26 protein-coding genes are annotated in these 24,048 nt (G+C 64.2%); 24 read left to right on the top strand and 2 right to left on the bottom strand.

Annotated features, from left to right (window positions below; translation table 11 throughout):
* The first annotated feature begins 23 nt into the window (after positions 1-23).
* From ABFX56_RS01905 to ABFX56_RS01835, 15 genes are all read left to right on the top strand, one after another.
* Positions 24-389: a BlaI/MecI/CopY family transcriptional regulator gene (locus tag ABFX56_RS01905; RefSeq protein ID WP_346231586.1), complete on the top strand. Its 366-nt coding sequence runs from the start codon at positions 24-26 to the stop codon at positions 387-389.
* A complete protein-coding gene (locus ABFX56_RS01900) occupies positions 386-1,366 on the top strand; it encodes a M56 family metallopeptidase (protein WP_346231585.1) in 981 nt (326 codons plus the stop codon). The genes ABFX56_RS01905 and ABFX56_RS01900 overlap by 4 nt, the downstream gene beginning before the upstream one ends.
* A gap of 97 nt (positions 1,367-1,463) precedes the next feature.
* On the top strand, positions 1,464-2,420 hold the full coding sequence (locus ABFX56_RS01895) for a cytochrome c biogenesis CcdA family protein (protein WP_346231584.1): 957 nt from the start codon (positions 1,464-1,466) through the stop codon (positions 2,418-2,420).
* Positions 2,417-3,076, top strand: a complete 660-nt coding sequence (locus tag ABFX56_RS01890) for a peroxiredoxin family protein (protein ID WP_346231583.1) — start codon at positions 2,417-2,419, stop codon at positions 3,074-3,076. The genes ABFX56_RS01895 and ABFX56_RS01890 overlap by 4 nt, the downstream gene beginning before the upstream one ends.
* Positions 3,073-3,333 carry a hypothetical protein gene (locus ABFX56_RS01885; protein ID WP_346231582.1) on the top strand — a complete coding sequence of 87 codons (261 nt, stop codon included), beginning with the start codon at positions 3,073-3,075 and terminating at the stop codon, positions 3,331-3,333. Before ABFX56_RS01890 ends, ABFX56_RS01885 begins: the two co-directional genes overlap by 4 nt.
* A 19-nt stretch (positions 3,334-3,352) precedes the next feature.
* Positions 3,353-3,577 (top strand): hypothetical protein, encoded by a 225-nt coding sequence (locus tag ABFX56_RS01880; RefSeq protein ID WP_346231581.1) that lies wholly within the window; start codon positions 3,353-3,355, stop codon positions 3,575-3,577.
* Entirely contained in the window at positions 3,574-3,780 is a 207-nt protein-coding gene (locus tag ABFX56_RS01875; RefSeq protein ID WP_346231580.1) for a hypothetical protein, read from the top strand. Before ABFX56_RS01880 ends, ABFX56_RS01875 begins: the two co-directional genes overlap by 4 nt.
* Positions 3,777-5,777 (top strand): copper resistance CopC/CopD family protein, encoded by a 2,001-nt coding sequence (locus ABFX56_RS01870; RefSeq protein ID WP_346231579.1) that lies wholly within the window; start codon positions 3,777-3,779, stop codon positions 5,775-5,777. The genes ABFX56_RS01875 and ABFX56_RS01870 overlap by 4 nt, the downstream gene beginning before the upstream one ends.
* A gap of 68 nt (positions 5,778-5,845) precedes the next feature.
* Entirely contained in the window at positions 5,846-6,085 is a 240-nt protein-coding gene (locus ABFX56_RS01865; RefSeq protein WP_346231578.1) for a heavy-metal-associated domain-containing protein, read from the top strand.
* Positions 6,082-8,382, top strand: a complete 2,301-nt coding sequence (locus ABFX56_RS01860) for a heavy metal translocating P-type ATPase (protein WP_346231577.1) — start codon at positions 6,082-6,084, stop codon at positions 8,380-8,382. Before ABFX56_RS01865 ends, ABFX56_RS01860 begins: the two co-directional genes overlap by 4 nt.
* Positions 8,379-8,993, top strand: a complete 615-nt coding sequence (locus ABFX56_RS01855; protein WP_346231576.1) for a TlpA family protein disulfide reductase — start codon at positions 8,379-8,381, stop codon at positions 8,991-8,993. The genes ABFX56_RS01860 and ABFX56_RS01855 overlap by 4 nt, the downstream gene beginning before the upstream one ends.
* Before the next feature lie 36 nt (positions 8,994-9,029).
* The gene (locus ABFX56_RS01850; RefSeq protein ID WP_346231575.1) at positions 9,030-9,773 is read left to right on the top strand and encodes a cytochrome c biogenesis CcdA family protein; all 744 of its coding nucleotides are present in this window, start codon (positions 9,030-9,032) and stop codon (positions 9,771-9,773) included.
* 33 nt (positions 9,774-9,806) lie between these two features.
* Entirely contained in the window at positions 9,807-10,163 is a 357-nt protein-coding gene (cmtR, locus tag ABFX56_RS01845; RefSeq protein ID WP_346231574.1) for a Cd(II)/Pb(II)-sensing metalloregulatory transcriptional regulator CmtR, read from the top strand.
* Positions 10,156-10,845 (top strand): cation efflux transmembrane domain-containing protein, encoded by a 690-nt coding sequence (locus ABFX56_RS01840; protein ID WP_346231573.1) that lies wholly within the window; start codon positions 10,156-10,158, stop codon positions 10,843-10,845. The genes cmtR and ABFX56_RS01840 overlap by 8 nt, the downstream gene beginning before the upstream one ends.
* Positions 10,835-11,143, top strand: coding sequence for a hypothetical protein (locus ABFX56_RS01835; RefSeq protein WP_346231572.1), 309 nt, complete (start codon positions 10,835-10,837; stop codon positions 11,141-11,143). Before ABFX56_RS01840 ends, ABFX56_RS01835 begins: the two co-directional genes overlap by 11 nt.
* Positions 11,144-11,157: 14 nt before the next feature.
* On the opposite strand, the gene ABFX56_RS01830 is transcribed toward ABFX56_RS01835, so the two are convergent.
* Positions 11,158-11,286: a hypothetical protein gene (locus ABFX56_RS01830; protein ID WP_346233119.1), complete on the bottom strand. Its 129-nt coding sequence runs from the start codon at positions 11,284-11,286 to the stop codon at positions 11,158-11,160.
* A 69-nt stretch (positions 11,287-11,355) separates the two neighbouring features.
* Here ABFX56_RS01830 and ABFX56_RS01825 point away from each other — a divergent pair, with 69 nt between their 5' ends.
* From ABFX56_RS01825 to ABFX56_RS01815, 3 genes are all read left to right on the top strand, one after another.
* Positions 11,356-12,375: a hypothetical protein gene (locus ABFX56_RS01825; RefSeq protein ID WP_346231571.1), complete on the top strand. Its 1,020-nt coding sequence runs from the start codon at positions 11,356-11,358 to the stop codon at positions 12,373-12,375.
* A 261-nt stretch (positions 12,376-12,636) separates the two neighbouring features.
* Positions 12,637-12,837 carry a helix-turn-helix transcriptional regulator gene (locus ABFX56_RS01820; protein WP_346231570.1) on the top strand — a complete coding sequence of 67 codons (201 nt, stop codon included), beginning with the start codon at positions 12,637-12,639 and terminating at the stop codon, positions 12,835-12,837.
* On the top strand, positions 12,830-14,065 hold the full coding sequence (locus ABFX56_RS01815; protein ID WP_346231569.1) for a tyrosine-type recombinase/integrase: 1,236 nt from the start codon (positions 12,830-12,832) through the stop codon (positions 14,063-14,065). The genes ABFX56_RS01820 and ABFX56_RS01815 overlap by 8 nt, the downstream gene beginning before the upstream one ends.
* Here ABFX56_RS01815 and ABFX56_RS01810 read toward each other — a convergent pair.
* Positions 14,040-14,330, bottom strand: a complete 291-nt coding sequence (locus tag ABFX56_RS01810) for a hypothetical protein (protein WP_346231568.1) — start codon at positions 14,328-14,330, stop codon at positions 14,040-14,042. The two genes, ABFX56_RS01815 and ABFX56_RS01810, sit on opposite strands and share 26 nt — an antisense overlap.
* A 226-nt stretch (positions 14,331-14,556) precedes the next feature.
* Here ABFX56_RS01810 and ABFX56_RS01805 point away from each other — a divergent pair, with 226 nt between their 5' ends.
* From ABFX56_RS01805 to ABFX56_RS01780, 6 genes are all read left to right on the top strand, one after another.
* Positions 14,557-14,949 (top strand): hypothetical protein, encoded by a 393-nt coding sequence (locus tag ABFX56_RS01805; RefSeq protein WP_346231567.1) that lies wholly within the window; start codon positions 14,557-14,559, stop codon positions 14,947-14,949.
* 141 nt (positions 14,950-15,090) lie between these two features.
* Positions 15,091-16,446, top strand: a complete 1,356-nt coding sequence (locus tag ABFX56_RS01800) for an ATP-binding protein (RefSeq protein WP_346231566.1) — start codon at positions 15,091-15,093, stop codon at positions 16,444-16,446.
* Between the two features lie 431 nt (positions 16,447-16,877).
* Positions 16,878-19,796 carry an FtsX-like permease family protein gene (locus tag ABFX56_RS01795; RefSeq protein ID WP_346231565.1) on the top strand — a complete coding sequence of 973 codons (2,919 nt, stop codon included), beginning with the start codon at positions 16,878-16,880 and terminating at the stop codon, positions 19,794-19,796.
* Entirely contained in the window at positions 19,793-20,491 is a 699-nt protein-coding gene (locus ABFX56_RS01790; RefSeq protein WP_346231564.1) for an ABC transporter ATP-binding protein, read from the top strand. The genes ABFX56_RS01795 and ABFX56_RS01790 overlap by 4 nt, the downstream gene beginning before the upstream one ends.
* A 519-nt stretch (positions 20,492-21,010) precedes the next feature.
* Complete coding sequence (locus ABFX56_RS01785; RefSeq protein WP_346231563.1) at positions 21,011-21,697, top strand: hypothetical protein; 687 nt, start codon at positions 21,011-21,013, stop codon at positions 21,695-21,697.
* 996 nt (positions 21,698-22,693) lie between these two features.
* Positions 22,694-23,317, top strand: a complete 624-nt coding sequence (locus ABFX56_RS01780) for a hypothetical protein (protein ID WP_346231562.1) — start codon at positions 22,694-22,696, stop codon at positions 23,315-23,317.
* Positions 23,318-24,048 lie beyond the last annotated feature (731 nt).

Raw genomic sequence — 24,048 nt, 5'->3', positions numbered from 1 at the left:
CGGTTTCCACGGCGGGAGAGTAGATGCCGAAGTTCGGCGATTTGGAAAGCGCCATCATGGCGGAGGTGTGGCGGGTCGGCACACCCGTATCGGTGCGCGAGATTCTGGAACGGTTGGATCGCTCTGCGGCCTATACCACCGTGCAGACCGTGACGGAGATTCTGCACCGGAAGGGCTGGTTGACCAAGGAGCGCGACGGCCGGGCGTTCCGGTATTCCGCCGCCGCCAGCCAGGAAGATTATGTGGCCGGTCTGGTGCGGGAGGCCCTCTCGTTGTCCGACGACCGCGCCGCCGCCCTGGTCGGTTTCGTTGAAGGCATCCATCCGGATGAGGCGGAGGAACTCCATCGCCTGCTGAGCGCCGCCCGGAAGCGGAGCGCCGAGCAGTGAGGGTCGCGCTGCTCCTGCTGGGATATGCCATCGTTCTGGCGGCCGTTGTCGCTCCGCTGCTGCGTCGAGCGTCATGGGTTGAACGGGCGCCCCGCCTGGCCATCGCCGCCTGGCAGGCGCTCACGGTCACCGTTCTGGCGTCGGTGACAATGGCCGGCGCCGCCGTAACCATCCCCTTACCTCAGATCAGCGGAGACGTCGCCGCGTTACTGCGAGCGTGCGTGATGGCGTTGCGCGAGCAGTACGCCTCGCCCGGGGGAGTCGCGGTCGGCGCAACTGGCGCGGTGCTCGCCTTGGCCGTCATCGGCCGCACGCTATGGAGTCTCGCGGCCGGGACGCTTCGGATGGTGCGCGAACGCACCCGGCATCGACGAGTCTTGGACGTCGTCGGTCGCCGCGTCGGTGACATGGTGGTTTTGGACTGCGAGGAATCGGCGGTGTATTGCCTCCCGGGCCGCCGCCGCCGCACCGTCGTCACTACCGCGGCATTGCGCTCCCTCGATGACGGTCAGCTTGAGGCCGTTCTGGCTCATGAACGGGCCCATCTCCGCGAGCGGCACGACCTCGCGATCACGCTGTCCTCCGCCCTGGCGGCAGCGTTCCCCGCCGTCAGGCTGTTCCGGGTCGCGGCGTCCGAGACGGCGCGGCTAGTGGAGTTGCGCGCCGACGATGCTGCAGCCGCGCGCACTGATCGACTGACCGTGGCGGGAGCTCTCCTGAGCATTGTCACAGGAGCCACACCGCATCCAGTTCCTTCCTCGGCCATGGCCGCGGCGGGGAGCGGCACGGCCGCCCGGGTTCGCAGGCTCCTACCTCCTCAGCATCCCCTGGGCAGGATCCGCTCTCTCCTCACCTCGGTGGCAGTGGTTGCACTGCTTGCCCTCCCTGTGTTCGTGCTGGGCGGTCCAGCTGCCGCCGCGACCCAGCAAAACTTGTGCCCGCACACGGAAAGCCCGGCATACAGCGCTTCCCGATAACGCCCGATGCTGGCCGGCTGGACAACGGCGAGCCGATGAAACTAAGCTACTTAGGAGATTAGTAATCGCGTAGCGGCAACCGGAGTGAAAGGCGAAAATGGAGCAGCTGTTGTTTGGCGGGACTCTGTTGGCAGCTTTTCTGGGCGGCCTGGTTGCGCTGCTCGCCCCGTGCTGCGTCTCGGTGATGCTGCCAGCCTACCTGGCCACCGGTTTCCGGCACCGCGCCGGCATCCTCGCGGCGACCCTGGTTTTCGCCGTCGGTGTCGCGACGATTATCGTGCCCATTGGCCTGGGAGCTACCGCCCTAGTCGCGTTGGTCTCCGGCCAGCACACGCTCGTGTTCTCGATCGGGGCAACGGCGATGCTCGTCGGCGGGATCGCGATGCTGCTCGGCTGGAAGCCCCGGCTGCCCATGCTGGGGCGAGCCCCCACAGGGCATGGCTTCGGCGCGGCATACGGTTTGGGAGTGTTCTCCGGCGCGGCAAGTTCCTGCTGCGTCCCGGTGCTTGCCGGGGTGGCAATACTCTCCGGCGCAACCGCCTCCTTCCCCGCCGCCTTGACCGTGTCGTTAACCTACGTGGCCGGGATGGTCGCCCCGCTGGCGGCACTCGCCCTGGTGTGGGATCGCAAGGAGTGGGGTTCAAGCAAATGGCTACACGGCCGACAGGTGACTCTGCGGCTGGGACAATTCCGGCGCACGATGGCACTGGGCACGGCAGCCGGGGCGTTCTTACTCATCGGCATGGCAGCACTGACCTATGTTCAGGCCGCATTAGGGCCCGGCATGGAATCCGACGGCCCGCTGGTGCAGTTGACCGCCGACCTGCAGCACGGCGCCGCGGTAGCCACCGCTGCCCTGGCCTGGATCCCCGGCTGGGTCATCGCCGTCGTCCTGATCCTTGGTGTCGCGTATGCCGTGTGGCAGGCGCGTCGCCACCTCGATCGTCCGCAGACGGCTGAGGACGCCGACCTGGTCCCCGACACTCGATCTGAATGCTGCACGCCGCAGCCGCCTACCCCGGAACCCCGCATAGGAGAAAAAAGCCACTCATGAGTCGCACTACCATCCGGCCTGCGAACTCCCGCACCAAGCCCAGCACCCGGCAGCGCACCCTCTTCTGGGTGCTGGGTGCGGTCGTCGTCATTGGGGTCGTCGTCGGCTTGTACGCCATTTTCTCCACGTCAGCTTCATCGACACCATCCGCCTCCGGCACCACCTACGCGGTCGGGCAGCCCGGCCCCGGCCAAACGGCACCGGCCTTCACCCTGGCGGACACCACCGGCAAGCAGGTATCACTGGCGGACTACCACGGCAAAACAGTCCTGCTCTACTTCCAAGAAGGCTTATCCTGCCAGCCCTGCTGGGACCAGATCACCAGCCTGGAAGCGGATGCCACGAAAGTTCAGGCGGCCGGGATCGACGCCATCGTGTCGATTACCTCCGATCCGGCCAACCTCATCGCCCAAAAGACCGGCGACATGGGCTTGACCACCCCGGTGCTCTCCGACCCCGACCTGGCTGTCTCGCAGAAGTATGAGGCGAACCAGTACGGCATGATGGGCACCAGTCGCGACGGCCACAGCTTCATCCTGGTCGACCCGGATGGCAGGATCACCTGGCGCGCAGACTACGGCGGGGCGCCGAACTACACCATGTTCGTCCCGGTCGACCAGCTACTGGCCGACCTGCAGCACGGAGCCAAACCATGATCGCCCTGACCCTGCTGACTCAGCACGACTGCGCTTGGTGCAGCGATGGCAAGCGCCTGCTCACCGAACTCGCCGAGGAGTTCCCACTCACGGTCGAGGAGGTGGACCTCGGCAGCGACCGCGGCCGACGCCTAGCAACCCAACACCAGCTGCTGTTCGCTCCGGGCCTGCTAACCGACGGCCACCTGATCGCGCACGGTCGACTGTCGCGGCGGGCGCTGCGCCGCGACCTGACCCGCCTCACCCCAACGAAGTGAAATCCCGAAAGGATAACTCATGGAACAACTCCTCTACATCCTGCCCGCGCTGGCCTGCCCGGTCGGCATGGGCCTGATGATGTGGTTCATGATGCGCGGCCATGGCAAACCCCAAACAGGCACCCCGGCCCAGGAGAAGGAACTGGCCGACCTGCGGGCGCAGGTCGAAGCCCTCCGAGCGCAGCCGACGCCGTTCACCGAGCGGCACCCCGCCCCGGCAGCCGCGAAGAACCTGTCAGCATGACGATCCTGATCGCACTGGGAGGCACTGCCGCCGCAGCAGCGCTGACCTGGTTCTTCTGCCTGCGACCGATGCTCAACGCCAGTTGCTGCGCCGAGCGGAGCATCGAAGAGGAGATCCGATCGGCCAAGGACGACCTCCGGAAATTGCAACGGGTACACGCCGGCCAGCCTGCAGTTTCGATCACCTCGAACCCGCGTGCATGACAACGGGCCATCCCTTCGCCTCGCAACTCGGGGTACGGGGCGCCGTTCCCCGAATCGTTGGCCTATTCCTCCTGACCCTCGGTATGGTCGCGGCGTCCCTGATCGGCGGTGCGGCTCCGGCTTCCGCGCACGCCAACTTGCTCTTCGCCAGTCCCGCCTTCGACTCCACCGTGACCGCCGCTCCCAAGGCCATAACGCTGCTGTTCGACGAACCGGTCACGATCCACGCGCTGCCGGTAACGGTGACCGGCCCGCAAGGGACCGTTGAAGTTGGCACTGCAGTGCTCACCCATGATGGAAGCGCGGTGGAAGTCCCGGTCGAGCGCAGTGCTGGGCACGGAATCTACACAGTGGTCTGGCAGGTCACGGCGGATGACGGCGACATCATCGGCGGCAGTTACCGGTTCGCCGTCGGGCCGACAGCCGCCTCGCTCAGTGGCGGTCAGGCAACCGACGCTCCGGGAGCCTGGCAGACCGGCATTCTTCGCGGCATATTGTTTGCCGCCCTTTCCCTGGCGCTGGGCGAACGTGCCGGCAAGTGGCTGCTCCGGCGCATGACCACGGCGCCTCCGCACCCGCGTGCGTGGCTGCCGTGGACCGCACTACTGGGGTTGACCGCCTCCCTGGGACTGGCCCTCCTGTTGTTGGGCAATGGTACTTTCACCGGCGTCCTCACCCATCCGGAATTCTCGGCCCTGGTGTCCAGCTGGCCGGGGGTACTGGCCGTGGGAGGGGCGATTTCCTTCGCCCTCGGGGCGGCGGCAGCGTTGGCGCATCACCCGGAGTGGTCCTGGCCGCCCCTGGTCGTAGTCATTGTGCTCGAGGCGTTGCGCGCTCATCCGGGAATCGCCAACCCGCTCATCGGCGTGCCGCTGACGGTGTTCCATCTGGGGGCGGCAGCGTTGTGGGTGGGCACACTGGTCTATATCTTGCGCACGGCGTTCGCCTGGCGACATGAGGCAGGCCTCGCGCGTGCCGCGATCGGCGCCTACGCCCGACCGGCGATCTGGATAGTGGTCGCCGTCACCGCCACAGGACTCGGCGCCGCCCTACTGCTGGTGCCGCTCGACGAAGTCACCACCACCGACTACGGCCGTGTCCTGCTGATCAAGATCGCGCTGGTTATTGTGGCGGCATCCCTAGCATTGGCGGCCAGGCGACATCTGCGCCGCAATGCCGCGCCCGGGCGGATCCGGCGGCCGGCCCGGCTGGAGGCGGTGGTGCTGGTGGGGATCCTCGCGTTATCGGCGACGCTCACGCTGGTTCCGCCACCGGCCAGCGCCGACGCGAGCCTCGCATTTCCGCCACCCGCATCCGGACCCGTCGTGCCGGCGGCCGCTCTCGCCGGCGAGGTACAAGTGAATGCGCAAGCCAGCGCCGGTCAACTCGTCGTCCACATGGATGCACCCGAAATCACCGATCGCGCGGGGCAGACTCTCACCACAACGTTCACGCTGAGCGGCGCGCTGGCCACACCGTCCGGCGCCACTCGGCAGATCTCGTTTCGGAGTTGTGGGGTGGGCTGCTTCTTTACACCGGTGAACTGGAAAGAAGGATCGAGCCAGCTGACCTTATCGCCGACCGCCAGCGGCTCCCATGCTGAAAAGGCGGGTCTGACAATAGCCTGGCCTCCCACTGAGGCGGGGAGCCTCTTAAGCGAGGCCATCGCCGCGACCACAGCCGCCCCGGCGGTGGTGCTGCACGAACGTGTCACCAGCGACACTCGACGGGGGATGGGCACACTCATGACCTTCCCGATGAGTGGAGCCGACTTCATCCGCCGCTCCTTTTTCGCCAGCGGCAAAGTCCCCGCGATCGTACGTCTGCCGGACGTCGATGGGAACCGCCGTATCGCCATCTCCTACCCGGCCGAGAACGCTATCGACGAGCTCACCCTCAGTCCCAACGGGACGATTCTCCGAGAAACCATCACGGCACCTAACCATCTCATTACCCGCACCTTGATATACCCGCATGCCTTGGCCGATGCAGGATGACTTCGTGCGGCGGCCACGCAAAGCTTCACGGCGGATCCTCCATTCCGCCCAAATCCGAAGGAGTAGCCATGGACACGAGTTCTGAGCGAATCATCACAACTTATGGGGTCGCCGGCATGACCTGTGACCACTGCGTCGCCAGCGTGAAGCAGGAAGTCGGAAGGGTGACTGGAGTGGACGATGTCCGCGTCCAGTTGGTTCCCGGCAACATCTCCATGGTGACAGTAACGAGTACAGGTCCGCTTGACGCGGGCGAGTTGGCGGCAGCGATCGATGAGGCCGGCTACGAATTGGTGGCGCTGCGATGAGCACCCAGCAGGTTGAACTTTTGGTCGACGGCATGACCTGCACGTCTTGTGCGGCCAGGATCGAGAAGAAGCTCAATCGGATGCCCGGGGTGCAGGCGAGCGTGAACTACGCCACCGAGAAGGCCAGCATCCTTATTCCCGTGACGGTCACGGTCGATGCCGCGATCGCGACGATAAAGGCCACCGGCTACACCGCGCGCCTGTCCCACCCGGAAACCGCGGCGGAGCAAGACCACAAGGACTCCGATAGCAGTGGCGAAGCGGGCAGGCTGCGCCTGCGACTGGTTCTCTCCGCCGCCTTTGCCGTGCCGGTGGTGGCAATGTCGATGATCCCGGTGCTTCAGTTCGCCAACTGGCAGTGGTTTGCTCTGACCTTGGCGGCTCCGGTGGCGGTGTGGGGCGCCTGGCCGTTCCACCGCGCTGCGTGGATCAACCTGCGCCACGGCGCGGCGACCATGGACACGCTGATCAGCGTCGGGGTGCTGGCCGCGTTCGGCTGGTCGCTGTATGCCCTGTTCTTCGGTACGGCCGGGGTCCTGGGGACCCGGATGACGTTCTCGTGGATAGCAACACCCGGCGGTGGTGCAAGTCATATCTACCTGGAGGTTGCCGCGGCGATCACCGTGTTCCTGCTCGCCGGGCGCTATTTCGAGGTGCGGGCGAAGAGAAGGTCCGGCGCGGCGTTGACGGCGTTGCTGGATTTGGGAGCGAAAGACGTCGCCGTTGTGCGCGACGGCGTCGAAACGCGAATCCCCACGGCGTCCCTTGTGGTTGGCGATGTGTTCGTCGTCCGACCCGGCCAGAGCATCGCCACGGACGGCGAAGTGGTCGAGGGCGTGTCGGCCGTGGATGCGAGCATGCTCACCGGAGAGACCCAGCCGGTGGAGGTGGGCCCCGGAGATCCGGTCGTCGGGGCGACGCTGAACTCCGGCGGACGACTGATGGTGCGCGCTACCCGAGTGGGCGCCGACACCCAGATCGCGCAGATGGGGCGCCTGGTCGAACAGGCACAAGCCGGCAAGGCGGACGTGCAACGACTTGCCGATCGCATCTCCGCTCTCTTCGTCCCCGTCGTCATCGGGCTCTCGCTGCTCACCCTTGCCGGGTGGCTCATCCTCGGCGGCGGAGCGGAGGCGGCGTTCACCGCCGCGGTGGCGACCCTCATCATTGCCTGCCCGTGCGCCATGGGGCTGGCTACCCCTATGGCGCTATTGGTCGGTACCGGGCGCGGCGCACAATTGGGCATCCTTATCAAGGGACCGCAGATTCTCGAGTCGACCCGCCGCGTCGACACGATCGTGCTGGATAAGACCGGAACCGTTACCGAAGGACGGATGACTCTCGTGGACATTGTCCCGGTGGCCAGCGCGACCAACGAGCGGTTGCTGGGTTTCGCCGGTGCAGCCGAGGCCGGCTCGGAACATCCGATCGCCGCTGCCATCGTCACTGGCGCTCGCGTGAGCGTGGGTGCGCTGCCGCCAGCAGGTTCCTTCTCTTCTCAGCAGGGTCTCGGCGTGCAGGCCGTCGTCGACGGGCACCTCGTGCTCGTCGGACGCCCTCGCTGGATGGCCGAGCAGTGGCAGCTTCCGCTGCCCGCCGAACTCGACCGGGCGCGAACCCGGCTGGAGGAAGCAGGTAGAACCACGGTGGCCGTCGCCTGGGATGGCGAGATTCGGGGTTTGTTGAGCGTCTCGGATCTGGTCAAGGCTGACAGCGTCGAGGCCATCCGGCAGCTGCGGGGCCTTGGACTGCGACCGATCCTCCTCACCGGCGACAACGAGACCGTCGCGCGCGCTGTGGCCGCCGAGATTGGTATCGACGAGGTGGTCGCCGGCGTCCTCCCGGCTCAGAAGGCCGATCTCATTCGGAACCTTCAGGAGCAGGGCTGCGTTGTGGCGATGGTCGGCGACGGTGTGAACGACGCCATCGCGTTGGCCACCGCGGACCTCGGGATTGCCATGGGGAGCGGCACCGATGTCGCGATCGAGGCCAGCGACCTTACCCTGGTGCGGAGCACGCTCATGGCGGCCGTTGACGCGATCCGGCTGTCCAGGCACACACTCGCGACGATTAAGGGCAACCTGTTCTGGGCCTTCGCCTACAACGTCGCGGCGATTCCTCTGGCGATGCTCGGGCTGCTCAATCCGCTGCTGGCCGGGGCGGCAATGGCATTTTCCTCAGCCTTCGTGGTCAGTAACAGCCTGAGGTTGCGTCGATTCCGTCCGGTGGCGACACCGACAAACGGGAACTCACACAAAGCTCTCGCACCCTGGTCGCGGCCGGCTTCTGCCTCATGAGACAGAAGGTGGGGGTGCGGTTCGTCGTTTGCGTACTCGTTCTCACGCTGGGGGTTGTGTTGTCGGGGTGCTCGAATGATCCATTAGCGAAGCAGTATCGGAGCGGCACATCGCAGAACTACATCGCCGGTGATGGACGCGTTGTCGAGTTCGCGCCGGCCGAACGCGAGCCTCCGGTACAGTTCGCCAGCGCCGTGGAAGACGGTTCGGCCGTGGCCTCACATGACTACGAGGGCAAGGTTCTTGTTCTCAACTTCTGGTACGCGGGGTGTCCTCCCTGCCGTGCCGAGGCGCGAGACCTGCAGAAGATCTACGAGGACTTCGCCCCCGAGGGCGTCGATTTCCTCGGGGTAAATGTGCGGGACCAGCCCGCTACGGCCCGAGCGTTCGAGCGAACATTTGGGATTACCTACCCTTCCGCAATTGACGGGGACGACGGGACCATGCAACTCGCGTTCACAGGTGTCGTGGCTCCCAGTGCCGTACCGACAACGCTCGTTCTCGACAAACAGGGCCGCGTCGCATCGCGTATCCTCGGCCGGATTCCAGATGCCTCGGTGTTGCGATCCCTGATCACCACAGTGCTCGCGGAAAAGGCTCCGTCATCATGACGGCCTTGAGAATGCGGCCGGCGGAGCCAGTGCCTGGTGGGTGATTCGTTCGCAGAAATCGTATTCAGCGGGCAACTCCTGCTTGCGCTGCCGGTCGTGATCTTGGCCGGCCTCGTCTCATTCGCTTCCCCCTGCGTGCTCCCACTAGTACCCGGCTACCTCGCCTACGTCGGCGGGATCGCCTCCCCGGGTCAGCGCAAGGGCCGCCGGAGACTTGTCACAGGTGTGGCCCTGTTCATTCTCGGGTTCTCCGTCATCTTCGTGGCCTACGGCACCGTGTTCGGTGCACTCGGCTGGTGGTTGGTCCGCTGGCAAGACCTCGTCATCAGGATTATGGGGATCCTCGTCATCGTGATGGGACTGGCGTTCGTTGGCGCATTCTCCGGGCTCCAGAAGACGGTGAAACTGACCGCGCGCCCGGCGACGGGGCTTGCCGGCGCCCCATTGTTGGGCGTCGTGTTCGGTTTGGGCTGGACGCCGTGCATGGGGCCAACGTTGGCCGCCGTCCTCTCCCTGAGCCTGTCGAGCCAATCTGCGGCACGGGGTGCGCTGCTCACCGCGTTCTACTGCCTCGGACTCGGAATCCCGTTCTTACTCATTGCCCTGGGATTCAACTGGATGACCGGAATTCTAGGGTTCCTTCGCCGGCACATCCGGGCTATCAATATCTTCGGTGGCGCACTCCTCATCACCATCGGGCTACTCATGGTGACCGGGGCGTGGACCGCCTGGATGTATCAACTACAAGCCATCATGGGCGCCATACAGTTGCCGATCTAACAATCGGTACAGCTTAGGCTGTACTATTGCACGATGCTGACTGTAACGACTCGTTTGGATGTGATGCATCGCCTGGGCCGGGCGATGGCCGATTCCACGCGCTCGCGCATCTTGATGACTCTGCTCGACGGTCCGTCCTATCCGGCCGTGTTAGCCGAGGAGCTGGGGCTGACGAGGCAGAACGTGTCGAATCACTTGGCCTGTCTGCGGGATTGCGGCATTGTCGTGGCGGAGCCGGAAGGGCGGCAGGCCCGTTATGAGATCGCCGACCCGCATCTGACGCGGGCTTTGACGGATCTCGTCGGGGTGGTGTTGGCGGTGGACGAGTCGGCCGAGTGTCTGGACCCGGACTGCTCGGTCCCGGGGTGCTGTGGGTCGCCCGGTGAGTGAGATAAGTGCGGCGAGTGCCGCCGTCGTGCGTGCGCTCTCGCCGGAACGTAAGGCGATTCTGCGCGGGCGCATCCGCTGGGTCGTCGCCGTCACGATCGGCTACAACCTGATTGAGGCCGTGGTTTCGATCGCCGCCGGTGCGGCCGCGTCCTCGGTGGCATTGATCGGGTTCGGCCTGGATTCGCTGGTGGAGGTGCTCTCGGCGGCGGCAGTCGCATGGCAGTTCTCGCGCAAAGACCCGGAACAGTACGAGAAGGCCACCCTGCGGGTTATTGCTTTCGCGTTCTTTGCCCTGGCCGCCTACGTCGCCGTGAACGCTGTCCTGTCTCTTACCGGGGTGATCCATGTCGAGCACAGTGTGCCGGGCATCGTGATCACCGCGCTGAGTGTCGTGGTGATGCCGTTCCTGTCGTGGTTTGAGCGTCGCACGGGCCGGGAGCTCGGCTCGGCCAGCGCCGTCGCCGATTCCAAGCAGACCTTGATCTGCACCTACCTCTCGGCGGCAGTACTGGTCGGACTCGTTGTGAACGGTCTGTTCGGCTGGGCATGGGCCGACTCGGTCGCGGCGCTGGTGATCGGGGTTCTGGCGATCCGCGAGGGCATCGAGGCGTGGAATGGCGACACGTGCGCGACCCCGGTCGGGATGCTCGCCGGCGAGGATGAACCGCCGCATGAAGACTGAAGTGGTACACATCGAGGACTGCCCGAATTGGGAAGAAGCCGGCCGGCGCCTTCGCGTTGCGCTGGACACCGTCGGCGCACGCGAGGTGACGGTCGGCTACCGCTTACTCACCACAAGCGACGAGGCGGCGGCGGTGTGGTTCGCCGGTTCCCCGACCATCCTCATCGACGGCGCGGACGCGTTCCCAACTGGCGGCCGAACCACAGACATCGCCTGCCGGGTGTACTACACCGATGGCCGGATTTCGCGGCTCCCCACGGTGGAGCAGCTCGTCCAGGCGGTGGAGAAACACCGATAACCGCAAGCCCGGGGCTATTCGGCCGGAAATCCCGCCTCAGCGGGTTTCGAGCGGCAGCACAGTCCCGGCCCGCCGTCGACGGAGACAATTTGGCCTGTGTGCAACAGCGCCGTAACGTTCCCCGTGCCTACGACAGCCGGGATGCCGTACTCAGGTCGAGTTCAACGGGGCGGCTCCCTCGGCCAGGATCGCGTCGCGAGCCTCGTGGGAGGGTGGACGTCGGTACGAAGATTGTCGCCTTCCCGCAGGCTTCCGATGGCCAGACCGCCGCGCCACGTAAAGTGAATGAATCGAGTGGTTACCAGTCAATGCGTGTCACTGATAGATCGCTCAAGCGCGAAGGGAAGATGAGCGTGCTCACGATGCTCGAGCGGGACAGGCGCGAGCTCACTGCCGGCCTTTTGCGCGTGCTCAAAGTCGCGGCAGCGCTGAGTTGCGAGTGTCTGTCTCCGTGGGCTTTGCCTTCTGAATGGGTGTTGTCGATGGAGTCGGCGGTCCTGAACGCGTCACCGGCTTGGGACGGCAATCTGCCGTTCGTGAGTGCGCGGGCAACTCTTGGTCGTACGGCGGACGCGGCTCGCGAGCACGGGTTCGCGCTGTTTGAGTTGGCCCGCTCTTCGCGCGCACTGTCCGTTCCCCTGGCAACGGTGACGCGCGGGGCGATCGAAGCGTACGGACGCGTCTATTACCTCCTGAAGGCGGACACACCGGCGGAGCTGTTCGCGCGGCATGCATCAATTGAGGATTTCGACATGGACTATCCCGAACGCCTCGGTGCACGACTTCGGCGACTGCCGCTGGAGATCGAGGCGACGCATCCGGTTGACGCGTATCGCGATGGCCTTCGTGGATGGATGACCGCTCACAACCTCAAGTTGGAGAAGTTGGGGCCCACTTCGCTCGCGACGGGAATGCTCGGTGCAATTTACCCAGAAGCGCGTGTGGTGTACTCGGGCCTCTCGGCTGCGGCACATGGTCAGGCGTGGGCGACGGCGAACTTCTTCGACTTCGAGAAGGGCGGGCTGCAACGCGACGACAAGACGCTCATGGAGTACTGTATGTACGTCATCGAGACGACCCGGTTGGTCGGGAGTTGGTTCGTTGAGCGCTTCGTCCCGCCTCTCGACGCCTTCGAGCGCTGGAAGCAGACGAACGATCAGGTCACGAAACTACTCTCGGTGTTCATCACGCCGACACACTCAGCCGAGGGCGACGCTCGCGGCTATTCGTGAGTTGTTTCAGGACGGATTCCAGGGGCGGTGGAGTCAGCGTGAAATCGACCAAGAGCCGGCGCTCCCGCGCCTCCCAGGATCTTGACCCAGAACGAAGTGGGGAACCTTCTCCAGATATCGCCACGGACCCTCGAGGACTGGCGCCTGACCAAATCCGGGCCGCCTTCTGATCGGCCGTTCCTGCCAGCCGTGCAGCGACGAGTACCGCCGAGTACCGGCCGCTACGGTAATTTCCGTGATCACGGCGCGCACCTCCCCGGTATGGACGAGAACACGGCTCCGCCGCTACCCAGGATCTTGACCCAGAACGAAGTCGGGAAACTTCTCCAGATATCGCCACGCACCCTCGAGGACTGGCGACTGACCAAATCCGGGCCGCCCTACCGAAAACTGGGCAAGCACGTCCGCTACGAACTGGATGCCGTCATGCGCTGGTTCGAGGCTCTGGAGACTCATGCCTAGGCCGCGCACCCGGGCCGGGGAACTGGGATCGATCCAACTGACCACCCTCGCCAACGGGCGCATCCGCGCACGACTGCACATGAGAGACGATGCCGGAGCACCCCACCACCCGCAGGCGACCGGCGCCACCGAGGCGGAAGCGATCGCCAACGTGCGGCGGCGCGCCGCCGAGCTAAGCACCGGGGCGTCGGACGAGCTGTCTGCCGACACGACAGTCGCCCAAGCCTGCTCGGTGTGGCTGGCCGAGGTCCGCGCCGCGGGCCGGATCGAAATGTCCAGTGTTGAGGCCTACGAGGACACGGTCAGGCTCATCGTCGTGCCAACCTGCGGCGCTCTCCGGCTCGAAGAACTCACCGTCGGCCGGTGCGACCGGATCGTGCGCAAGGTCCTGGACGCCCGATCGGCGTCAGCCGCCCGCAAGCTCCGCGGCGTCCTCAGCCAAGTCTGCGGCTCGGCAGTCCGGCAAGGCGCACTCGCCACCAACCCGATCCGCGACATCCAGAAACTCCCGAACAGTCCCAAGAAGAAGTCCTATCTGACGCCCGAGCAAATCGCTGTCGTGCGGCAGCTGATCCATGCGTGGCGAGCCGACGGCACGCCCGGCGGACCGCGTCCCGATGTGGCCAAGCTCGAAGACGGCATGGACATCATGATCGGCACCAGCGCACGAATCGGGGAAACCGTCGCGCTGCGCCGCATGGACGTAGACGTGACGACGAACCCACCGACCGTGCTCATCAACGGAACATTGACCCAGACCCGACAGAACGGCCTCAGTCGCAAAGCATCCCCGAAACGAGAACGGCAGACACGACGGGTCGCACTGCCCAGCTTCGCCGCCGCCGCAATACGAAGGCGGCTCGCTGCCGCCGAGAAGGGTCGGGGCAGCTATCTGTTCGCCACCCAGAACGGCCGGCCGTACAGCGTCAGCAACTACGAGCGGCTCCTGCGCACCTTCGTGAACGACAACCAGCAGGCACTGGGCGAGGCAGGGATTGCGGTCGACCAGTTCTCGTCTCACATCTTCCGCCGTACGGCAGCGACCCTCGTGGAGGCGGTTGCCGGCATCACACTCGCCTCCCGGCTCCTCGGGCACGCAAACGAGGCGATCACGCGGGCCAGCTACGTCGTCACCGCCGAGAGGTTCTCGGCGTCGTGCTCGGGCGGTGTGTCGGACGAGAACACCGGATCCTGGGGCATGACTACTCGGAATCGGGAGCGAGCCTAAGTAATATGTCGAACAGGTCTTGCCTATAGCCGGTCGGATCGGTGATTGCTCGACCGATCGCTACTCGCAAGCTGCTCCGTTCCTCCTTCGTGAGGTCGCGGACGGGTTCAAGGCACCAATCGACATCGGTGACAAGCTCGTAGCCCGGCTCGTCAACACCGGTCGCCGGGTGCCACATCAGGCAGGCGAGCCCGACCCGTTGCAAGGCGTCGTCGAGCGCTTCTCGGTTGGGCATGATTCCACCGTCCTGGCCTGCGATGCGCACGCCGCCAGGGAACATGCTCGATCGGAGGAAGCCCCGACGAGGGGAATCGGTCTGAGACTGTGGAGAACTCATGCTCACCAGGTGCGCGAGTACATCCGTAGGCGAGGATGACGACATTCGGCGTGTTGTGAGCGGGGCTACCTAATGTGTTCGCGACTCGCATGCCTGTCGGCGACTCGCATGCCTGTCGGCGACATCATGGAGTCGAGAGTTCTAGGGTGTGAGGATGACTGATGATCTGTTGCCTCGCCGCGTCACATCCGTGCTCGTCGAAGAATCGCGCGATAGCGTGACCGTCACGTGGGGTCTCGGAGAACCGGTGGTGGCACCAAACGTGGAGTACTTCGGATACGGGGTGTACTACTACGGGCCAGACGGCAACGGTGGGAAGCGGTTCGGTGTCCGGTTCCACGACGAGATCACCGCGCACGTGTTCGACAACGCCAGCGCTACTCAAGCGAACTACCACCAGAGTGCGGTCACAGTGACGGACGAGTCGATCATCGTGCACTACCGCGACGCCGGCCTCGGGCTGGTCGAGGTGGGCACGATTCTGGCTTTCAGTCTTGTGAATGGGCAAGATCAGCAGGTCGAGATCCCTGTCACGCTAATGCGTTAGCCCCGAGCTGGCGGCGACACCAACCACAAGTCGGCTACCGCTTCACGGAGGCCGTCCCTTGGGGTCCTTGCCCCGCCGCGCATTACACAGCGTGTCTCAAGTGGGGAATACCTTTGAACCGTAGTGCGGAATAGTTCCGATATGGGAGGCGATGTATTGCGCGCAGGCGAGAATCCCTTTACTGGTTCGGCAACAGCCAACCTTGTCAAGACGAGGGAGAACGAGGGCGTTCTCCACGTACTAACGCGGGAAGGTTCTACAAAGGAGTTCAAGGAGACCTTCACTTGGGGCTCAATCGGTCTCTACGCGCGCACGATGGCTGCTTTCGCCAACACCCGTGGCGGCTACATATTTTTCGGGATCAAAGATAACCCACGCACCGCGATCGGTCTGACGACTAAAGCCAGGTCTAACTTCGACAATCTTGATCAGGCGAAGCTGGCTGAGGACCTTAACGACCTCTTTTCGCCGGAAATTCATTGGACGCTTGGCTTGATTGAGTTGCCGAACGGCCTCACAGTGGGTGCCATCTATACCTTCGAATCCGACGACAAGCCACTTGTTGCCAAAAAGAACTACCAACAACAAAACGCGAACCTTCTCGAAGGAGACATTTTATATAGATACAACTCCCGTACTCAGAGGATCAAGTTCTCGGAGTTGAAGCGCCTTTTGGATGACGCCAAGTTGCGGGAGCAAAGGGCGATGATGAGGCATATTGAAACCCTTGTTCGAGCCGGGGCCGCAAACGCCGCGATCTTAGACTTCTCGGAAAACCTTCTGCAAGGGCCAACCGGACAAAAGGTCCTGATCGATGAAGCACTACTCGATCAGATTTCGTTCATCAAGGAGGGTGAGTTCGACGAAGTGGCCGGGGCACCCACTCTGAAGCTGGTAGGGCAGTTGCAGCCCGCCACTGCAATCACAATCGGGACAGAGCGCATCGTGCGCACTGCGCTTTCCAGCGATGATGTCCTGAATGACTTCCTTGGTCGACAAAACGTTGGAAATCCGGAGCAGTACATTCGGCAGACTGCCACTGGACCTACAGGCTTTCTCCCCGTGCAGTTCTACCGTGTCCTTGCACGCATGTCGCACCAGGGCCTCCTCGAGTACGTCGAAGGGGTGGCTACGCGGTCGCCTGCAAAGCGAAAGCTACTCGAGCGACTCACGACCGCAGACGAAATGAAATCAAATCCACCTCGAGCGGATGCCCAGCATCTTTCGACGGTTGAGCGGAGACGTAACTACGACTTAGTTGTAGCGGGCCAAGTCGCGGACATCAAGCTCGAATCACCTCGCGAAGGGCAGCGCTTCTTGGAGGCGATTAAGAGCCTGGATGACGATCAGATCCGTTTAAATGTAGACGAGATCCTTGGGCTCATGAAGACGTGTTTTGATCACTATTACGCTATCGAATCTAGAGTCGCAGATGCACTTCGCCGAGCGGCCTGCCGAGTGGACAGCGCGATGTTTGGGGCAACCGAGCCTACATGAGGGTTCGCATTCCAAGGATTACGAGCCGATAAGTATGTTGCTGAAGACAACACACCCGTGGGTGGACTGTTTCCGCGCGAGGTATACGTGCATCAGGGTGACGCTGACTGCGCGGTGACTCGATCACAGAGGACTGCGCGGGTCGCGCCTTGTCCGGCCCCAGCCGCATTCCGGTGTGGAGGCGACGTACGCGAGCATGCGACGCAACTCGGCCGATCCGTGGACCTACCGATCGGGCCTCGGTCAATGAACTCCGCGACTATCAATGCGCCGAGTTCATACGCGCGGCGACGGTTCGCGTCCCGTTGCGCTGGTCTCGAGAAGCCTTCCCGTCAGTCCTGCCATTAGGGACGCAATAGTGGTCGAAAGCTCTCGTCCCGAGGTCTCTCCTGATTAGAGTTGTGACATCCGCTCACCCAAAGGAGGACTGATTGGCGGTCACACCCTCCTCTCTTCGCCGTGTCGGACGCGATAGGCCGAGACTTGTCGCGGTCGCGCTTCTCGCGCTCGTGAGCCTTGCTGCCGCCGGGATCAGCGCGACGGCGGCCGAACGCCTGCAGTCCCTGCTCGATGCGAACTGGCGAGGCGCCTACGACATTCTCGTGACGGCGAACGGCAATCAGGGAGATTTGGCCGGACTCCTCGCCCCGAACACGCTTTCGGCGGGCGAGAAGGCGCTCACGCTCGACGATCTCGCCGCCATCCGGACGGTTCCCGGCATCGACGTCGCTGCGCCCATCGGCGAAGTGGACGTGCTCGCCTTCGCGCCCCGTCCCCTGCAGATCGCCGTCCCGAAGAGCGCCATCGACGCGGAGGTACATCCGCAGGTTTTCCGAGTGACGACGACGTTCTGGACCGACGACGGCGTCGGCAAGAAGGTCCTGTCTCAGGTCAGCCGGTCCGTCGTCCTCGATGAACGCCCGCAGCCTGGGCCGGTGCCCACCTCGTGCACGATCAACGGCGTCCGCGTGACGCCCAAAACGTATCCTGCCCTGTCCAAGACGTGCGGCGACGCGGATCGGCGGCACATCGTCACCGCAGAAGACCCCACCGGCTCCGGCCCCAGTTGGGGCACCTCCGACACGATCGAGGGCGACTACATCCTGTTCGATATCGCCAACGTCACGAATCGGTCGACGCGCATCACCCTCGTCGACCCGGATGCCGAACGCGCGTTGCTGAGGGACGCGGGCGACTTCCTCGCGCCACTCAGCGAGCTCGCCGCGGACGGCACGCTGCCGGAGGAGGGCGTTGTCGACTGGGCCGAATCGTCACAGAGCGAGTATGCGGAACGGTTCCTCCGGATGAGGGAGGAGCAGAACGCGACGGGTTATACGAACACCCCTGAGGAGCGGGCGGAGTTCGAGCGACTCAACAAGGATCCCCAGGCCACTGGCCAAGTCAGCTTCGATTCCCCTCCCTACGTCCCGATGCTCGTGCGTGACGTGGGCCCCGCACCGCTGGAGGCCTCGATCGAGGTATCGGCTTTCGGCCCGACCACCGACTCCGTTCAGAGCGAACCCGGCTCGTCTTTCCCCTACACCCTCCCCAACAGCATCCGGTCCCCCGATTCAGGGGCTCTCGTAGGGTCGAGCGAGGTCGACGCATCCCGGCTTCTCAACCCCGCCTCGCCGACGCCGGTGGTTCTCGCCTGGCCAGGGGCGAGCGCAAAGGGCGTCCATGGCACCGTTGTCGCGCAAGCCCTGGGGCTTTCCATCGTAGGTTCGGTTGCCTCCCCGGACTTCGTCATCGAGAACACCACTGCCGATGGCGTCGAGGTCGGAATGACTGCCACCGGGTTCCTGGATCCCTGGGCCAACGAGATCCGTTTCCCGAACCCGATACCACTACTGCCGGACGGCACCGTGCCGGGTCGGGAAAGCGTATTCTCGCCGAAGCTGGACTTCCACCTGGTCTCGGAGCTCACGAACGCCGATACCTGGTATGCCCCGGCCGTCGCAGTCGGCGGGTTTACGCTCGACGGGATCACGGACCTGCAGCCGGGTCTGAGCAAGGTTCCGCTCGGTGCCTATGAGCCGGTTGGCTCGACCCTGATTTCCGGATCCTCGCCGGAAGCGACCAAGGCGGTCGAGATGAAGCCGAGCGTCACCGGGCTGGGACTCGTCAGTCAGGACACCGTGGCGATCGCCTCGATCGCGTCGGCGGCAGCCTGGGGACAGGACGCGCCGATCAACGCGGTGCGCGTGCGCGTCGCGGGCATCGACGCCTACTCGGCGGATGCGGTGGCGAAGGTCGCCGACGTCGCCCAGGCTATCGAGAAGCTCGGCTTCAGCGCGACGATCGTGTCGGGTTCCTCGCCCACCGACGTCACGGTGCACGTCGACAACTACGCCTTCGGTGTCACCGATCCGGACGCGAAGCAGGAGGTCGGACCGCTCGGGTCGGTGACTCAGCGGTGGTCGGAGCTCGGTGCGGCAGCCCGCGTCGACCTCGCCGTCTCGAACACGAGCTTTGCGGTGCTCGCCGTCGCCCTCGGCGCGGCGGCCCTCCTGCTCGCCGCCGTGCAGCTCGCGGGTGTTCCGGGCCGACGTGCGCAGGCATCCGTCATGCGCACGATCGGCTGGCGACGACGGCGCATCGCGCGCTGGATGGCCGCCGAGGAACTCGTGTCTCTCGCGATCATTGCCATTGCGGGGGTGATCGCGCTTCTGCTGGCAAGTTCGCGCTCCGCCGTGAGCATCGCGGTCGGGGGATCCGTCGCCGCGCTCGTGGCGACCTCGACGCTGGCGGTCGTGCTTGGTGTGAGGCCGCTCGCTTCCGGCATCCGTCCGCTGCGACGCGGCAAGCGGAGGCACCGGATGGCGGAAGCGCAGGCGTGGGTGACCTCCACCTGGCGCCTTGCGCTCCGGCAGGTGACCGTTCACCGGCTGAATGCCGTGGTGCAGCTGCTCGCGACCGTCGTCGTCGCGGTCGCAGCGGCTGCCGTCACAGTGACGCTCATCGAGGGGCGCGCGGCGGCAGGCGCCTCGGCGCTCGGCGTGTTCGCGGTCGATCAGGCCTTTATCGCGCAGCTCGTGCTCGGGGCGGTCGCGCTCATCGCTGGCATCGTGCTCTCGGTGATCGCGCGGCGCATCGACCTCGAGCGCCGCCGTGAGCAGTGGGCGACGATGCGGGCCATGGGCTGGAGTGCTGGACAAGTGCGAACCGTGCAAGTGATCGAGGGGCTTATCATCGGGATTCCTGCGGTCGCAATCGCCGGAGCACTCGCGTGGTTGTATCTGCGCGAGGTCGCGAGCGACCTGGTGAGTGTCGCCCTACCGATAGCGCTTGCCGCGGCAGGACTGTTGACGGTGATCCTCGTGATTACCAGTTGGAGGGAGAAGCGATGACGCTGGAAGCAGAAGTGGCATCAAGAACTGTGAAGCCCGCGACGGCGCCGGTGGTGGAGTTGGTCGGGGTGACGATTCGCTACCAGAGTGCAGACGGGCATCCGCTGGACATCGTCACCGACTACAACCTGGCGCTCGCGCCGGGGGAGTTGCACTGCCTGGCCGGGCGAAGCGGCTCGGGCAAGACGAGCATCCTGAGAGTAGCGGCGGGGCTCGCTGCACCGACCGCGGGCGAGGTGCGCTGGGACGGCGAGAGCATTTCCAAGCTGAGCGACGCCCGCATCACCGCGCTGCGCCGTGACTTCGTCGGGTACCTTGACCAGAACGGAACGCTTATCCCGGGCCTCAGCGCAATCGAGAACGTGATGCTGCCCGCCGTGCCCGCCAGACGGACGAAGGAGCTCGCCCCCACAGCGAGGGATCTGCTCGAGACCCTCGGCGTCGGTGCGCGAGCGAAGCACCGCCCACAGCAACTGAGCGGCGGTGAGCGGCAGCGCGTCGCATTCGCCCGGTCACTCTTGCTGAGCCCGCGCGTGCTCATGGTGGATGAGCCGACCGCAAGCCTCGACCGAGCCAGCGCGGACGGGGTGATCAAGCTTCTGGTGAAACTTGCTTCCGACGGGATCACGGTGCTCGTCTCAGCGCACGACCCCCACCTCATCGACGCCGCCGATACCCGAACAGAACTTTCCTAAGCAAGCTCGAAGATCCCGATTTGTTCAGGGAGTTCCGGGCGTCGCGATCCACGATGCGATCTCGACGCGGCTGCTGCGGGAATTAGGCAAACGGCACGCGGTCTGCATGTCGCCGAGCCGGGAGGAAGGGGGAGAAGACACAGCAATCGGCCAGCCAGTCGGCGCTGCGGAGACACCACTCTCATCAACTCGGAGTCCGTACCCATCGAGCACCTGTTCGATCTCGTAGAGATTATTGCTTTCACGATAGGACGAGCGCAGCCCCTCGCCTCGATCGGTTATGTAGATTGGAGGCGCACAATCATCTGATTGATCTCGCTTACGACCTAGGTTTGAGATCATCATTGAGCTTTGTTGTACGAATCTTCGAAATCGTAATTGTGCCAGAGCTGTTCTTGCGTCGATAAAACAGGGGCGTGTGACTGAGTGCAGAATGGGGACCTCCGTGTGCCTCCGTCAGTGATAGTTGACGGTTGCACAAGAAATCGGGGTATGTTGTCCTTGAATAGAAGGGTGCACGTGGCTAATTCGAAGTCGAAGCTGTGGTGGCGTCGGTTCGGCACCGCAGTCGCCTGTGGCGCTCTGGTGGGAACGGTGGCCGTCGGTCCAGTGTTCGCGGCGGATGGTGCTGCTGGCCCCGGTTCCTCTGCTGACAGCAGCGCGGTGAATGAGAGCGCAGCAGCAACAACAGACGGTTCGGTCGATGCCACCCTGCAGATGTTGCAGAGCGCAGGAATCGGCGACGGGAATCCCGAGTTCCGGGGCGCGATCGCGATGCAGATCGCGGCCGATGGCCAGAGCATCGTCCTGCGCTACTTCGAGGACCATCCGAATGTGGATCGGCTGCTGGACTCCATCGAGTCTGTAGCCGGAACGACGCCGCTTCCGGTGATCGCCGAGCCGGTGGATTACGCGGTGGGTGCTCGTGAGCAACTCGCTCGCGAGCTCGTCACGCCGGAATCGGGAGTTGCGGCCGAGTACGGGATCGGCGCCCCGACCAGTGCCTGGGTGGATGAACTGACCGGCGCGGTGAGTGTGACGCTTGCCGGCCCGATTCCCGCGAGTGCGGCGCTCGTCGATGGCAAGAACCTGATCTCGATCGCCGGTGTGCCCGTGAAGGTTTTTCCCGCCGCCAGTGTGGCAGTGGATTTCCAGGTGAGCAGGGAGGGTGACCTTCCGGCCTGGTCCGGTGGCGTCAAGAATTGAGCAACGGTTCGACGTTCCTCCGCAAGGCTTCGGGTGGAAGAAGTGGGACCAGCGAGGTCAGTGGCTACCATCAGGAACCGACAGCGCCCCTCGATCGGATGTCTCACCGAGATCGAATACGATAATCGGTACTGCCGTGACCCGGCTGCAACCGACGGACACCCGTTCCTCCACTGGTTCCTAGCGATTCAGTGCGACGCTTTCAGTTCTGGCTGCCGCTGTGTAACATTCATGCATGTCTGATGCGCCAAAGGGTCGCGTGAGATGGGGGTGGTTCGTCGTCGCTGCCGCTACCGCGACCGCGATTTTTCTTATCGTTTTCGGGCTGAACTCAGGTTCCTGCGCGGGTTACCTGTCGGGCGCAGCGCAGAGCGATTGTTCGTCTGGCCCAGCTGTCGGGTGGCCAGGCGCATTGCTAATCGGGTTTGTCGGGGTCCTCGGAATTGTGTACTTCCTCTATCGTGGGCTCAAACGAGGTCGGTAACCCGAGGGTTGTAGGGACCACACAGTTTGTGCTGTAGCCGCAACTTAGTGATCAAAGTTCGCCCGAGCAACCTGCGATTTGGGAACGATGAAGGTGGTCTTCTCGGATGGCATGGAAGTCGTGGCTCCAGACCTAGGTGGTCAGAATTCCAGCGCTGCCGACAGCGTGTTAGATGTCCTTGAGTGCGTTAGGCGCTCGACCTGTTCTGACCTGCAGGTTCCAAGCTCGAGTCTGGTCGGGGAGTGAAAAGCCGCATGGGGCTCCACCCCCTGCGGGTTTTTTAATGCCCGCCTCCGGTGGTCCCGGTGGTCGAGCCTCTCGAGAGCCGCCTCTGGTGGTCGAGCCCGCCGAAACCAGGTTCAGCGTGGCGTGTCTCGAACCCGCTGGTCGAGCATGTCGTATGGGCGACGTAGCAACGCATTGCGGACTATTGACTTATACCCGTTCTGGGCGGATACTCACGTTCAGCCAGACCTTCAGAGAAAACTTCAGCGTATGTCTAAGGAAGCTTGATGAGTGGCGAAAGATGGTTCCCCGCGGGCAAGGCGGTTGCCGCGTCCGCGCTTCTAACCACCCTCGCGCTAGCCGGTTGCGCGGGCACAACGCCGGAGCCGCTTGCGTTGCCGGCCATCGATCAGGCGGTTGTGACCGACGTAGCTCCGTCGCCGCCGTATTACATCCCGGACCCAGCGAAGCGCGGCGAACCGCCCGATGTCTTCGCCGCGCTGGGGCCAGCCGTCCCCGGTGAAGTAAGGATCTCAGGCATCGGTGCCGATATCGTTCCCGTGCGTGCAACCGCTCAGGTCACCGAGGCAACGGCCCGCGACTACGGCGCTGAAAACCCCCTGATTCGGATGCTCGCCGATACCTCTGATGAACCGTTAGTGACCCTCGCTCGGTACACGAATGTCTTGGGAGATAAGGCCGCGGATGGATCAACGGTGCCGAGTGTGCTGACTCAGCTGGCGTGGGTGCTGGAATGGAAACGCCAAGCCGACGTCGGGTTGTCGCACCCTATGAATCTCGACACCACAAAGGTAGGGCCGCCACCGGGTGTTTCCTGTGACGTCTACCTAGTCCTCAGTGCCGCCGACGGAGAACAACTGGACGCGTTCCGCCATTGCTTCGTGCACTAGTACGAGTTTCCAATGCCGATGCTCGCAAGGTGCCAACACAACGAGCTGGCTTTGCCATGGCTGAGTGCGCCCATTTACACGTGAAGCAGGGCAATTACCGCAAGCCGTCGTACGCGTCTGAAAACGCGTCCAAAAACGCCTTTGCGCGTCCAGAATCAGCCCGAATCAACCGGTAATCGGCAGTAGAATCATATTGTTCGGCTCCCGACAAACCAGCGGAATTCGGGCGTGTTAGATGTCCTTGAGTGCGTTAGGCGCTCGACCTGTTCTGACCGGCAGGTTCCAAGTTCGAGTCTTGGTCGGGGAGCGAAAAGCCGCATGGGGCTCCACCCCCTGCGGCTTTTTTCCTGCCTCGCCTCCGGTGGTCGAGCTCCAGTGGTCGAGCTTGTCGAGACCCCGCCTCCGGTCGTCGAGAGTGTCGGGACCTGACCGCTGCCGGTGTGTGAAACGACAGCGATCTGGTCCGCCGTCAGATACGTCCAGCCGGCGTACTTTCGCGCAGACCGGGCGAATATCAACCGAAGGGTTGAGCCAGAGTTCCGCGCGCGCGATGCCTCAACTGCCGGGTCCTGAAGGGCTCTTTGCATGTCTGCAAATCAGGTTCGTTAGTCCCTGCCCGAGCACCTCACCTCCCGTCGAGGGGCATGGATCTCCCTCGTAGTCGTGCTGCTCGCCTTCGTCGCGCTGTTCGGGCTCTTCGGGCGAGCGGTGAGGCTGCCGTCATCCAGACA

It is taken from the genome of Parafrigoribacterium mesophilum (genome assembly GCF_039652555.1).
Lineage (GTDB): Bacteria > Actinomycetota > Actinomycetes > Actinomycetales > Microbacteriaceae > Parafrigoribacterium > Parafrigoribacterium mesophilum.
Note: the sequence above shows the minus strand (reverse complement) of the source record. Positions and strands in the feature narration are given on the sequence as shown.